This window comes from Providencia sp. PROV048 (assembly GCF_033688165.1).
In the GTDB taxonomy this organism is placed as follows: Bacteria; Pseudomonadota; Gammaproteobacteria; order Enterobacterales; family Enterobacteriaceae; genus Providencia; species Providencia hangzhouensis.
The window spans coordinates 2,882,327-2,897,666 of sequence record NZ_CP096360.1; the positions used below are offsets into that span (position 1 = coordinate 2,882,327).

At 38.4% G+C, this 15,340-nt stretch carries 6 protein-coding genes; 2 read left to right on the forward strand and 4 right to left on the reverse strand.

Annotated elements, in window-relative coordinates; genetic code table 11:
* Positions 1-298: 298 nt before the first annotated feature.
* Complete coding sequence (ompC, locus tag M1F26_RS12780) at positions 299-1,411, forward strand: porin OmpC (RefSeq protein WP_272515532.1); 1,113 nt, start codon at positions 299-301, stop codon at positions 1,409-1,411.
* Positions 1,412-1,827: 416 nt separating this feature from the next.
* Positions 1,828-3,018 (forward strand): amino acid aminotransferase, encoded by a 1,191-nt coding sequence (locus tag M1F26_RS12785; RefSeq protein WP_109911054.1) that lies wholly within the window; start codon positions 1,828-1,830, stop codon positions 3,016-3,018.
* Between the two features lie 101 nt (positions 3,019-3,119).
* Here M1F26_RS12785 and M1F26_RS12790 read toward each other — a convergent pair whose 3' ends face one another.
* The 4 genes from M1F26_RS12790 to ldtD all read right to left on the reverse strand — a co-directional run bounded on the left by M1F26_RS12790 (position 3,120) and on the right by ldtD (position 15,335).
* Positions 3,120-11,747 (reverse strand): anthrax toxin-like adenylyl cyclase domain-containing protein, encoded by an 8,628-nt coding sequence (locus tag M1F26_RS12790; protein WP_140170781.1) that lies wholly within the window; start codon positions 11,745-11,747, stop codon positions 3,120-3,122.
* 220 nt (positions 11,748-11,967) lie between these two features.
* Positions 11,968-12,615: an MBL fold metallo-hydrolase gene (locus tag M1F26_RS12795; RefSeq protein WP_140170782.1), complete on the reverse strand. Its 648-nt coding sequence runs from the start codon at positions 12,613-12,615 to the stop codon at positions 11,968-11,970.
* 39 nt (positions 12,616-12,654) lie between these two features.
* Entirely contained in the window at positions 12,655-13,203 is a 549-nt protein-coding gene (locus M1F26_RS12800; protein WP_004256173.1) for a YcbK family protein, read from the reverse strand.
* A gap of 389 nt (positions 13,204-13,592) precedes the next feature.
* Entirely contained in the window at positions 13,593-15,335 is a 1,743-nt protein-coding gene (gene ldtD, locus M1F26_RS12805) for a L,D-transpeptidase (protein WP_140170783.1), read from the reverse strand.
* Positions 15,336-15,340 lie beyond the last annotated feature (5 nt).

Sequence of the window (15,340 nt, forward strand, 5' to 3'; positions counted from 1 at the left end):
CTCAAAAAAAACCCAATTTATCTTTTGAAAAAGTTCCCTAATTTTTGTAATATTTTTTAAACTGGTACGATGAGTGGTTATTTATTGGTCTATTTTTTACATTTTGAAACACCTTGTTACCATTTGTTTCAGAATCTTTGATTTTGTAGCACTTTGAGGGTGGATAATTTTATTTAGCAATGGAACACTGGTCGCCGACATAGACGACACTAATCTCTCACAAATAGTTCCAATTATTTTTTGCGAATTATTTTTGGCAGTGGCAGGTGTCCGAATAACACCAATGAGGGTAATAATAATGATGAAACGCAATATTCTTGCAATGGTTATCCCAGCTCTGTTAGCTGCTGGTGCAGCAAACGCAGCTGAAGTATACAACAAAGACGGCAACAAATTAGACGTTTACGGTAAAGTTGACGTTCGTCACTACTTTGCAGATGGCAAAGGTAGTAATGGAAAAAGTGAAGATGGTGATGATTCACGCGTTCGTTTAGGCCTGAAAGGTGATACTCAAATCACTGATCAACTGACTGGTTTTGGTCGTTTCGAGTGGGAAACTAAAACCAATAAAGGCGAAGACGATAATACCAACAAAAACCGTTTAGCGTATGCGGGTCTGAAATTTGCTGATTTCGGCTCAATCGACTACGGCCGTAACTACGGTGTGGTATATGATACAGCTGCATGGACCGACGTTCTGCCATTATGGGGCGGCGACTCTATGGCTCAGACTGATACTTACATGACTGGTCGTAACCGTAACCTGTTAACTTACCGCAACAGCGACATGTTCGGTTATGTTGATGGCTTAAGCTTCGCTCTGCAATATCAAGGTAAAAATACCGAAACTAACAAATCTGGTGTTTCCGAAGTTTACAAAAACAACGGCGATGGTTATGGTTTCTCAACAGCTTATGACTTAGGCTGGGGTGTAACACTGGGTGGTGGTTATTCTAACTCAGCTCGTACTAAAAACCAGAAAACATCAGAAGCTACTGGTGACCGTGCTCAAGCATGGAACGTTGGTGCGAAATTCGACGCTAACAACGTTTACTTAGCAGCGATGTATGGTCAAACTCTGAACATGACTCACTACGGTAAATATGATTTAGTTGCTAACAAAACTGAAAACATTGAGTTAGTAGGTCAATATCTGTTTGATTTCGGTTTAAAACCATCTGTTGCTTATGTACAGTCTAAAGGTAAGAGCCTGAACAGCCGTACTGGTGTTAGCTATGGTAATGAAGACGTACTGAAATATATTTCTGTTGGTTCTTACTACTACTTCAACAAAAACATGTCTGCAGTTGTTGACTATAAAATCAACCTGTTAGATGACAACAGCTTCACTAAAGCTGCTGGTATCAACACTGATAACGTAGTTGGTTTAGGTTTAGTTTACCAATTCTAATTATCAGTTAACTGATAAGTTAGAAAACGGTAACATGTTTTTGTAAGCAGCGCTTCGGCGCTGCTTTTTTATTTCTCTTTTTCATCTCTAGCATAAATTCCTCCTCCACGAAAACACCAGAATTATCAATAAGACAGACTGATTCACCATCTTTATAGATATTTATGGTCAGATTACATGCAATTCCTACCTAGTTCACAAGATCTCGCCAATTTTTGGTAAAACGGTTGGCAAAAAGCCTTTATCACGTTACCCTGAGAACTCGACTCGTTCGACTAAACCCGTTTTCAGCTACACCCGCGAGTTTCGTATGGTATGGGCAGATTACAAGCAAGGATAGCCAACCGCATTCTCACTTACGCCTTCATACCTTAGGAACTGTGTGGGTACCACTACAGAGCTTTGGAATCGACAACATGTTTGAAAAAATTACTTCTGCCCCTGCTGACCCAATCTTAGGTCTTGCTGATAGTTTCCGTGCTGATCCCCGCGATAATAAAATTAACTTAGGTATTGGCGTCTATAAAGATGAATCAGGGAAAACCCCTGTGCTTGATACCGTTAAAAAAGCAGAAAAATACCTGCTGGATAACGAAAACACCAAAAACTATCTTGCGATTAGCGGAATGCCAGAGTTCGGCCGTGTAACACAAGAACTGTTATTCGGTGCACAACATGAAATTGTCACCTCAAAACGTGCACGTACAGCGCAAGCACCCGGCGGTACTGGTGCCCTGCGTATCGCAGCTGATTTTATTGCGAAGCAAACTAATGCAAAACGCGTTTGGATCAGCAACCCAACTTGGCCTAATCACAAAAATATTTTTGAAGCGGCTGGCTTAGAAGTGCTGACCTACAATTACTATGATGCAGCCAACCACGGTATGGATTTCGACGGTATGCTTAACAGCCTGTCATCCGCTGTTGCTGGCGATGTGATTGTTCTACACGGTTGCTGCCATAACCCAACGGGTATTGACCCAACTGCTGAGCAATGGACAAAGCTGGCGGCATTATGTGCGGAAAAAGGTTTATTGCCGGTTTTTGACTTTGCTTACCAAGGTTTCGCAAAAGGCTTAGATGAAGATGCCGAAGGCCTGCGTATTTTCACCAAAAACAACCCTGAAATGATTGTGGCGAGCTCATTCTCTAAAAACTTCGGTCTATACAATGAGCGTGTTGGTGCTTGTACCATCATAGCCAAAGACAGTGACAACGCAGAGCGTGCATTTAGTCAAGCGAAAGCGGTTATTCGCGCAAACTACTCAAACCCACCAGCGCACGGTGCTGCAGTGGTAACAACCATCCTTTCTGATGACGTATTAAAAGCTGAGTGGATCCAAGAGTTAACCGCAATGCGTGAGCGTATTAAACGCATGCGCCAACTGTTAGTGAAAACATTGGAAGAAAAAGGCGCTAAACAGGACTTTAGCTTCATTATCAACCAAAACGGTATGTTCTCCTTCAGTGGCCTAACAAAAGAGCAGGTAGAGCGTCTACGTAGCGAATTTGGTATCTATGCCGTAAGCTCTGGCCGTATTAACGTGGCAGGCTTAACATTAGAGAACATGGTTCCATTATGTGATGCCATCGTTAAAGTGCTGTAATTGTTCGGATGCGTTAAAAATTAAGCATTGAAAATGTTAAAGCAGCGTATTTAATATCATGCCAGTCAGTCGCGTTACTGACTGGCATTTTTTATAAAAAACTATTTAAGATGGCTAAGGAAGCGCTCCGTTATTTGTACCGCTCCCCAATTCTTCCGGTAATTATCATTAGGGATGCTAAGGTCGAGATTTCGTTCATAATCAATGCGCTCTTCAACGAGTAGCTGAACCAAACGGTCAATAGTTTTCTCTATATGTTGTTCCGATAATTGCTGGTAACTATTGAGATGACGCACCTGCATGACATGATTCTTTGACCCAATATGGTTGTTATGAATCAGCGTTACTTCCCTTCCACTCTTTGAGCGATATGTTGTTTCAGCAATTTTAGTTGATAATTGTTTATAATTAGTTTCCTCTAAATCAATTAACACCACTTGATTGCGCCCCTCAACATCCGTGATCTTCACATCACCTTTTCCATGACCGCTGACAATATAGAGGTCATCACCTTGAGTTCCCGCTAATTGGTCTTTTCCATCTAAAGAGATTAGTACATCTTGATGCATCCCTTGTGCCAATAAAATATCATCACCTTGCCCGCCATACAGCACATTTTCACCTCCTTGGGTAATCAGCTTATCGTGACCACTCCCCCCCTTAATAATGCGCCCTTGTTTAGACATATCCATGACATGATCATTGCCACCTAAGGTATCAATAAGCCAATTATTTCTTGTACAATCCTGCTGTAATAGAATGCCATCATCTCTCAACGTTAGTTTTAAAGGCCTTGCTACACCATCAACTACCACGCCATTTAATGTGCTTGCAAGCTCATCAACGGGTTTCCAAGTGGTGAACGCCCCTGACTGTTTGGCTTTATGGAGTTTTTCAGAGAGATAATTAACGAGCGGAGTCATCCCGTGTCTCGTGGAGGAGTTAAATTTTTCGTCCAGCCGCTCATAATGGTGAATATTGAAGTTCCCCTCACCATCATCGTTAGAAGCCTTAATTTTTACCAGTTTACCGGCGGGTGAAGCATAAAATTGGTATATTGAGTCACTTTCTTCAATTGGTTGACGTTTAAAATTGACCAAATGAATATGGTTATTGCCAATCTGGTCTTCAATATAAACGACACCTGCCTGATGACCATCAATTAAATAGTGATCATCACCAGCCTCGCCCATTAACGTATCGTTTCCTAGACTGGATAACAGCAAATCATCCCCCGAGCCACCACTAATAAAGTTGTCCCCAGCACCACCATATAAGAGATTATTTCCACCGCTGGCTTTAATATTATCATCACCATCCCCTCCCAAGAGGACATAGCTTTCTAAGCCTTTATTGATAATAGTATCATCGCCATTTTGAGCATCAATGACATGTTTTTCAGATTGATAGCCCATTGACAATATAATTTGATCGTCACCCGCACTACTTTCTTTAACTGGGTTTACTGGTGTTAAGCGGTTTTCCTGTAAGTTGACTTTAAATAAATTGCTATGCTTGTCTTGAATTAAAACAACATCACAGAGCTTATTGCCTACATTAGTAAACTTAATAGTCAATTGTTTTTGCCCGAATTTATCTAAACGGTATAGCTGCCCATCATCCATATACAGCGAATAACCATTTTCTGTAGACAACAATAAGCACAGGCTGTCCTTATCCGTAAAACTGTCATTGACTTTAGAAAAATCAAATTCGACCTCACCATATTCCTCTTTATTTTGTACAATTTGGTAGGTATCGATTCCATGGCTAACTTCAATATAACTACCTAATTTTATTAGGGGTAATATATTATTTTGACTATTTCCACGGTAGGTTAAGTGTTCAGCACGTCCTATGGGCGTAAACCATCCCCAATTAGGCTCCTTATAATGACGTGATTGGTTTATCGTTATGGTACCCATTGACTCATCTATTTTGACAGATTTTCCGTCTATAGATGATAATTGATCCCCTTCTTGTATATAGCTTAAACTAAAATACTTGTTAGGATATTTTTCATCTATTACCGTTGTTATCATCCAACCATCAAGGGTTTGTAATCGATAGACATGATGTGGCACCTTCGAATCTGCATCTTGAATATTTTCGAGGACAATATTGACTTCACTTTCTACATTTTGAAAAAAGTGGCCATCAATACTATTTTTGGGTTGTCTGATTGTTAAAACCAAGTGGTTGCCGTCCAGCTGAACTTGCTTTATTTCATCTAGAAAATACTCTAAAGCGACTCTGCTTTGTTGGTAATTAGATTCTTTAATAACCACTTTCGCCTGAAACTTGTGGTTATTTTGTATATAAATAGGGTTTAGGTATTTTCGCGTTTTAACTGATTTTTCTTTTCTATCAAAATAGCGCTCTGTTAGGTACAAATCGTCAGCATGGTCAAGCCACTCATAACGGCGAATATGATAACTATCATTACCGTCACCACCAGCTGCAATACCTTGAGTTAAAATGAGTTTATCATCCCCCCCTTTTCCTTCTACGATGTCTTTTCCTAACCCGCCATCCAATATATTCGCCGTATCATTTCCCCGTAAATGATCATTGCTATTCCCTCTTATCATCACATTTTCCATACTTTGCAAATGGGCAACGGGAATAAAAGAATGATTTCGCTCTCGCTGATAAAGCACCGTATTTTTGTTTAAGTTTACATATACACGGTGGCTATCTGGTAGATTATCAATAATAATTGTGTCCTGCCCGTCTTGGCCATCTAGATACTTAGTCGGCTTCTTTCCCCCTAGTGAAGTTAACGATGCTAAACAGCTATCTCGAATAAAAAATAGATCGTCTTTATCTCCCCCTGCAAAATACTTTTCACCTGATAATACTTGAAAGGCATTCTTCTGTGATTTTTTACCGATTACAACGTCATTACCATTAGCCGTATTCCAGCTAGTCCCTTCACTATTGGTATTTTCAATATATAACGCTGTCCGTTGTCTGTTATTCACTAAATGTTCACTGAAAACACGTTCATTTTCCCTTAGCATTTGTTGCCCTAATACACCAAATTCCGTTTTTTTCGAATAAAAACTAATTTGTTCCGGGTTAGAATTTATTAACTGGTCTTGAAGAGGCTGTGATAATTCATCATCTAAAATTTGGTGTCGTAATTTAAATTCATCTAATAACGAGTTCTTATAGGTAGAATTTAAAGAGTAACGCTCATGAGTCGCTATGCTACCCGTATTTCTAAGGTCAAATATCTCTTTCTCTTTTGCTTGCAGATGAAAGTCATGGTGAATAGACCATCCTATCTTTTCATAAAGATGTTTTAAATTTTTAAACCACGCCGTCGTTCTGACAATTTTATTTTGTAAAATAAATTTAACTTCATCAGCAGTAAACGAGGGTGCCCCTTTGCGTAAAAAACGCACCGTCGTATTTCCCGCCCCTAGATATAGATTTCCCAGCTTACCGTAGAAATAATTATCATAGTTATCAACTAAATAATATCGAGACTCATTTTCATAGGTGGGCTTTTCAATAATACTGAGGTGATGAGCAAATCCTGCCTGTAGAATATTATTTTCAAATAGAGCTAGATCCATATGCCAATCTTGCTCTTTGAAAGCATTAATATAATGTTGTACATTCATTTCTTGCTGGCTACGTATGGTTGGGTCTAAACCTAAAGCACCGCGGATCCCCTCTTCTAATTCACGATCCCAGTCAATATCAATAACTTCTTTGATGTTTTGAACCGCACGAACACCGCTATAAGCCCAGCCCCCAACCAGCAGTATACCTCCAATAACTAACCCAGCGACGGGGATAACGGAAGAGCCCACTAAGATGCCAATAACAGTGACCCCATTGATCACAGCATTAGCAATAGAGAAAGATGCATTTACGATAAGATCTTGGCGTTGTTTCGGGTCTGTGACATTGTCTAATTTAGATAAGCTGTCGTAGGCTTGGTAAACATCAATTCCCATCCCTACCAAATTGAAAATCACCACCGTCCCCGAAGCAATCCTCGCACGGACTAACGAAGTTGCTCCCTTACTGGATGCAATATTTAATAGCATCGGTTGCACTATCATATCGCCGTAATTAAACAAGGCTGACGCAGCAAGTAAATAAAACTGTTTTTCTAACTCTTTAATTTCCTCATCACTAATATCGGGGTTATCTAGTTTATCCAAAATAGCATAAGCACTAATCAAACTTTGAATAGCTCCGGCTGTCCCCATTATTTGCCCTGAACGATTTGCCAAACGTCGAAGTTGAGAAAGCCTCTTACCTTCTTGACGAACCTTAAATAAAACAGAAGAAGAGATAGCATCTTGCTGAATATCAATGCTATTCGCTAAGTATTTAAACTGTTTTCTTAATACGCCCGACTCAGTAAAATTAGCTTGGCGCTCAATTAATTGGTGGATATCCGCAGATTTTAATTGCTCATGGAACACTTTAATAAAAGAGAGATCTTCTTTCCCACCTTCCATTAATGTGAAATACATCGCTAGCTTATCTGGGGAAAAACGAATTTTATGATGTAGATCAGGGCTATTGATATCACTTAAGGAAATCATTTTTCCATCAATAGTGGCACCTAATTGTTGTAATTTGGCAAACGCAATTTTTTCACCATTAATAGTGACCCAGCAGTTTTTTGGTAACGTAAATTCAGGTTGTTCAATAATTGATTGTCGCTGGCTACGTAAAGAAGACAATGCGCTTTTAAAGCCAGCTGAGTCTAAGTCAATAAGCTGAAAGTCTGCTCTAAATTCCCCTTCAGAAAGTTGGTTATTTTCACTAAAGTAATGCTTAATTTGCTGTTGGAATTGCTGCTGAGCTTGTTGAGGAGAGCTATTTTTTACACTAAATTGGAGCCCATGGGGATCAAATAAGCTGATTTTATAACCGCCATTACGTTGTACATAAGTTACTGTATAAGTGACCGATTTCCCCTTTAAGAATATTATTGCGTTATTCACTTCGCTAAACGTTGTAAATAGGCTACCAAGTGATTGGTCCGCTACTGATATCCCATTTTTGTGGAGTACAGTATTAATATCTTGGCTGTACTGCTCCATCTTTATCAACAGTGAGTTTTCTGCTGATGTCGATGCATTTTTCACTGTGGCTTGCTCTATTTGCCCTTTACGTTCAATAAAATCTCGTGCTAAATGACCACCTGCTAAATAAAATTCAACTGCGTATGTTCCCCCCAAAGTTTGATCCATCTCGCGGCTTTGAGAGCCAAAACGAATAACCCCATGGTTCACTAGCTCAACCTTATTGCCATACATTAGCTGTTGGTTAAATTGGGTCAATCGCTGTACTTGGTTCTGTTCATAAATACTAAATGCATCCGCAAAAGAATATTTTTTTAATGGCGCATTATCGCCAGTAAAATTAGCTGTGGAGAGTTTACTAAAGTCATTTAACCTATTGCTAAATGAAATGAATTCATGATTATCTGTCACTAATGCTAAAATTTTTCCTTTATCTATTCCATCCCCTGCAGGAAATAGTTTCATTAATATCTTCTGCGAACGCCCACTTAAGTGATTTAATATTGATATGTCATTTTTTATTGCGGTCAATAATGTCTGAATATCGCCCGCTTGTTGTTGATGACTACTTGATATTGTGGGTTCTAGAAGCAGCTCTAGTGATAATGTATTCGTTTCAGCGTTATGACTTAGAAATTCATTTAGTTTCCGGTTAATTAACGGGTCTGATACTGCGATGTTTAATTTTTTAACATCTATATTTCCATTTTCATCTGAAAAATACGTCAATAAATAAGCGTGATCTGTCTTATTGATATCTTGAATAGAAATTTCTTTTAACGCTATTTTTTCAAGTATATCAATAATAGCATGGCGTGATTTTTTACTGAGTACTGTTTCCTTTCTTTTTTTATTATGTGGCTCTAACAAATGACCTTGAGTTTCATCATTAAAGTTAGATTTAACTGTCAATGGAATTCCACGAGTTTTGAGGTTACTAGAAAGCTCATAGATAAATTGCCTATGCCTACTTCCTGTCTCTTTCATTGAAGGATCGGTTAAATGAAATATAATATTTTGAGCATCTATTTGTGGGTACTTCTTTCTTAATACCGATAATTCAGCGGCCAACCTAGTCGCTGATTGTTGAATAACGCCATCATCCCCTATAAGTAACCAACTGACCTTATGTTGCCTTTGAGCTGAAGTGGCTAAATCTAATGAACCATACTCTAAAATGTATTTTTTGCGGTCTACATCCATTTGAAATATTACCGTACCCAATGGGTCTCTAGTCGCTATTTTTTCTGCTAGATGTAAGCCACTCTCACCCTCAGACAAGCGAATAACAACAACCTGCTCTGAGCTCGTCGGCTGTCTACTAGTCGGTGTTTTAAGAATGCGTTTAGCGTCCACCATTTCCCAAAAAGGCACATCAGTAATTTTCATTTCACAAAGTTTCTTAGAAAACTTTGTGTGAAAATCCGCCGGTAAAACTCCATTACTTTTTTTTAGTTCTTCATTGAATAATCTATATGCATCAGGGTTATAGCACACTTGTTTTAATAAATTGATATCAAATACTCGAGAATCTATACCTCTAAACATACGCAACGGGTCTATCTTAGAAGATTGTATTAACTGGGCAAAGGTGAGTTCGCCACGACGTAATTCATTAATAAAATGTAGTGCTGCGAACCGATTATTTATCTCTACTTGGCCAGTCTCAGAATGATATGTATAAATCATCTTATACCCCTCTGTAGTAACTGAATCTCCATATTTCCCAGTAGGATAAATTCTTTTCTGACCATTATTTGCCACATTAATTTCCCGTTTGTAAGCAACAACTGGCACATTAGTATGGCTCTCACCAAGCAGTACAACGGCTTTCAATGCAAAGTTTTCATTTATCCCGCCGCGGCTTAGCTCGCAGCCCAACATGACTAACTTATCTGGATTATGATTATTGAACACTTTTTGTTTTAAATAATTTAGCCCTTCGGTATATTCACTTGCTGACTTATAGGCATAGACGGTTGGATTATTTGCGCCAAAATAATCACCATGCCCTACAGTTATCCACCGCACCTTTCCTGACTGAGCTCGGGTAACATCACCATGTAAAACATGATATTTCCGTGTCGTTAAACTATATTGAATAACCATCGTATCACTAGGGTGTTTAGAAAATGCATTAGCTGCAGCACCCGCAGTTACACTGTCCCCTTCTAATTGAACAATGACATTATAAGTATACTTATTTGATCGTTCGCTATCAGTACTACTTTGTTGCTTTTTTTTTGTTTCTAAAGCCTTCTCAAAACTATATTCCAGCAAAGGCCTCTCCCAAATATCAATATTTTCTATTTCGGATGAATGCTCTCCTGCAAGAATGGGTTTACATTTATTATCATCATCTAAATGAATATCTTTAAATTCATCGTCAATATCATTAGCTTGTTGATTATTTTCCGCATTGTCGTTCAGACTTTTTTTTCGACTAATTTCTGTTACCCCTCTTAAATAACTCTCTGATATTTTTCTTTTTGGTTCAAATAATTCTCCATTATCACCTTCACTCCATTTTTTGTTTAACGGAGCTCGATAGCCCTGATTAATTAATAATTGCTGAAAATTAGACAACTGTTCTACATTATCAATAATAATAGAGCCATTAGAATTCATTGGAAAATACGTCTCAATTGATTCCGTTGACCCTTTAAGTTTATTTTTCCCCTTTAAGTTTTCAGGTAAGAAAAACGTTATCGGAAAATTTTCACTCATCACACTGGCAGGGTTAGCATCATCAGCACCGTGGTGAACCAGTTCAAACCCATTTTCACGACCTAGTTGGCGATTAATATTATTTTTAATCTGTTTTATTTTTTTATTGATAACTCCGTTATCTTGCCCCTCATAACGATCATATTCCGCCTTGTTATTAAATAATTTTTTTTGCTTGAGGGATAATTCATCATAATTAACACTTTTTTTCCACTCTTCCCAAGATGGCATTTCGCTGACTTTGATATAATGTTCCAAATCCGATATTGGAAATATAATACTAAATAAATCATAATCAGCCGTTATCGGCTTGCCAGTTTTGCTATCTCCTACAACCAGAAATTCAGTGAATTTTCCGCTATCTTGATGATAAACTTTCCAACTATTTGAAGCGCTATTTTCATTTTTCCTCAGAAAAAATACTTTTTCGTTACCATTAACAATAGATGTAATACGTTGATAGCCACCATTATCGATGGGTTCTAATGGTGAAATGGCACGAAATCGCAATAATTCATCAATTCGCTCAGTACTAATCTCTAAATGAACACTAATGACCTTACCAGTGCCAAGTAGCCCCTGAATTTGGTCATTAAATTGGCTACTATTATCTCGACCTGATTTTTTTGCAAATTGTTGTTGAATTGGAATAAAGCCACTGTGAGGTCCCCAATCTGCACTTTTACCTTTAACGGCTAAACCTTTACTACTGTACATTCCCGATTCAATTAAACTCGTTGATTTAATATCTACTGGCCGTATACCAATAATAATATTTTCTTCGGTAGCTATTTTCGTAAAAATGCGTTGATGGCTCACTGGAATGCCCGTTTTAACCTGCGAGACAGGTTCTGCCAACGGTTTCAGCTGTAGATTGATACTCGAATAACCTCGTCCTGCTTTGTTATTACCTTGAGTTGTTACTTTGACATCCTGATCATTCATATTCTTATTTCCCTAAAAATTACAAATTCACTTACCATTTCAATTAATTATTATTAAAAAAAATAATTATTGTTCGATAGGAAAATAGCAAAATTCAAGGTATTCCCAAACTAGATTGAGAACAATTAGGACATAGTGTTGATTATTATTTTTATAACTTGCTAAATATCAAACTATAAAAAACCCCCTATATTTAAGGGGTTCAAATCAGATGAGATGATTACCAGATAGGCTGTTCATCTTGCAAGAAAGGGTTTGTTTTTCGTTCAAAACCGAGATTAGACATCGGCCCATGACCAGGAATAAATTGATAATCATCGCCAAGCGGTAATACTTTGTTTTTAATTGATGAAATTAAATCTTGATGATTACCTCGTGGGAAGTCACTACGACCAACACCACCTTTGAATAATACATCACCCATGGAAATTAATTTATCAGCATGGTTCACAAAAATAATATGACCGGGCGTATGGCCAGGACAATGCAGTACATCAAATGTAATATTGCCACAAGTCACTTTGTCCCCTTCTTCTAACCAGTAATCTGGTGTGAAGTCAGGGCATTCGCCTATATAAAACATTGCATTTTGCTCTGCGAGGTTTTCAATCCAAAAAGCGTCTTCTTTTTGTGGACCATAAATAGGCACTGAAAAGTGCTTAGAGAGGGTAGCCGATGCACCGATATGATCAGAGTGACCATGCGTTAACAGAATTTTAGTTAACTTCAGCCCAAGGTTTTCAATAGCAGAAATTAACTTCTCTGCTTCTCCACCGGGGTCAACAACAACTGCATCTAACGTATTTTCATCCCAAATAACTTGGCAGTTTTGCATAAACGGTGTTACTGGGATAATAGTATATTTCATCGAGCAATTACTCCATAATCTGTGTCACCTATGCACAGATTACCACGTTCTTGCAGGCCCTGTATCAATATGTATAAAATTGCTTCGTGGATAATAACCAACACCACCTGCTTTCATTTTCAGCGCAGCTTTACGGATATTACTCAATTGTAACCCTTCAATATGGAAATCCATCGCCTGCCCGCGTGTGTGGTAGCTTTTCTTTGCTACGCCAGAGCTTTTACTGCGTAATTTATTGTTAGTCTCTAAAGAACGATAACCAGAGATCAGTTGGACAGGTTTGTTTGTTCCCATCATCATTTGTAATAAATAGATTTGGTCAAACAGTTTTGGGTCAATAGTTTTTACTTTGTCGCAACGGTAATCACGGAAAAAATGATTTAAACGCGCTAATTCAGACTTATTATAACGGCGCCCGTCAAAAAACTCAGTTTTTAGCGATTCGCCTGTATTAATGTTTTGAAAACGCAAAATTCGTGGTCGAGGGGTCGTCATTGCAGCAAAGACATGGCTTGGTAATAAACTAAGGCCAATCGTTGCAGCCCCAATACCTAACCACTTTCTGCGGGATTGATCAATTATATCCATAGGTAATAGCTCAGACTCTAATAAATTCAGTATTAATCGATAAAATTTTGGCAATCTATTGAGTCTAGCAAATCATGCTTAGCTTTAATGTATAATTATGTAAAGATATGCATACTTAACAGGAATTTTATTGCAGTTTTCGTCAGTAATAGAGTTTTGTCACTCAAACTGCTCGAAACATGCAATCTTAGACACAAAATATGCTGCCTTTATCAAAGTAAGTAAAATAGCCATAGCTGAATAACTATAAAATAATGGAATAAACAGGATAAAAACAGAGAATAGAGGAAACGTCACGGAATGAAAATTTACGAAGAACTATGTTCAGGCCGTTAATACGTAAAATAATTAAGGGGAGAAAACTCCCCCTTACAAATTAAAACCCACAATTAGTGTAAAATCTTTTTCAATATTGGCAAATATTTATCTGCATTATTAATAGAATTATCATACTGATAAATATCGGCTCGATATTGTGGTTGCTGGTCTTTATCTACCCAAGCAGTTTGATAATACAGAAAAACTGGGATCCTATCGGGTATATTCACATACCGTGTTGCGCCTTCTTTCAATGCACCATCAATTCGTTTTTGTTCCCAACCAGCATCACCTAACAAAATACTGGCTAATTCGCTTGCTTTATTCACTCGCACACATCCAGAGCTTATTGCACGTGCATTACGATTAAATAAACTATGGTTTGGTGTATCGTGTAAATAAATCGCATCTGAACTCGGCATATTAAACTTGTAGCGCCCTAATGAATTGGTAGGGCCAGGGGCTTGTCGAATGCGATATGGGAAATTCGCTGGGGTGATATTTTCCCAATCTATCGCATAAGGATCAATTTCGTACGAATCGGAGCCCCAACCTGAATACACTGTATACCCTTTACGGCTAAAATAACTTGGATCTTGCTTTCCTTTTGGTGCGATATCTTTACGAGCCATACTGGTTGGCACGCTCCAAGGCGGATTAATAACCACGTTATTTAGTGCACTACTCATGATTGGTGTTTTGCGATCAGCACGACCAACAATCACTTTTGAATCTAAAATCACTTCATCATTTAAATAGAAATCTAAAGAATAGCCAGGAATATTGACTAAAATTCCGGTACCACTACTTGCAGGAATAATACGCAAGCGCTGAATATTAAGTGCCATTAAACCCGCTTTCTGCTTAGGCTGCATATTTAGCCAAACACGCGTACCTTTTCCAACCACACCATCTGCTTCTAAACCATATTGTAATTGGAATTTTTTTACAGCCTCGACGAGTTCTTGGTCATAGACTTTCGACACAGCGCTCGCTGGTGTTTCTGATGGTTCGACTGTTTGTTCAACCGCCTGTTCTGCGACTTGAGCCATTGTCTCAGGAGGTTCAATTTCTTCGGTTACACTTCCACCTTCAAGTAACCCTTCACGTTGTAAGATTTGACGTAACATAACCACATCATCGCTAGACTGCCCTGGCTTTAATGTTTTCGTTCCCACAATTTCCAAATTATCTTCAGGCATCGCCAATAATTTCAACATTTCCTTGCGCATTGGCAAATACATTGGATGATTCGGTGCCTGTGATCTTACCCAACTACTTAGGTTATTAGATTCAACGGCGTCTATCCATGGTTTCATTTGAGCCGTTGTTGGAGCAATAATTTTATATGGCCGATTAGTATATAGCCAGTACTGCCCGCTCGCCTCTATTGATGACAAATACTGTAAATAGCCAAGCATGGCATCAGATAAAATAACGTCGCGGCCCAGTTCATTTAACTGGTTATTTTCCAGTATTGCCAACCATTCCCCAAATTGAGGCTGAACCCCAGCAAGGGATAATTCTGCCAATTGTTGTTGAAATTGGCTAATTGCCGTTTCATCTTGCCACAATAGCTGCATTTGCCTATCAGCATATAGTTTTGCTAATTGCGTAGAAAAAATAGGTTTCACATCCGTAGGAAGTGATTGTGTTATTTTTACTAAACTTTCTGTTGGTGTAACTGGAGCTACCGCTTGAACTTCAGAAACACTTTGCTGCGTATTTTCTTCATTTGAAAATGCAGGAAACTGTAACGCCATCAACCCGCATATTACTGAGACTTGCAGAGCTCGCACTCTTCTCTTTGCCATACATC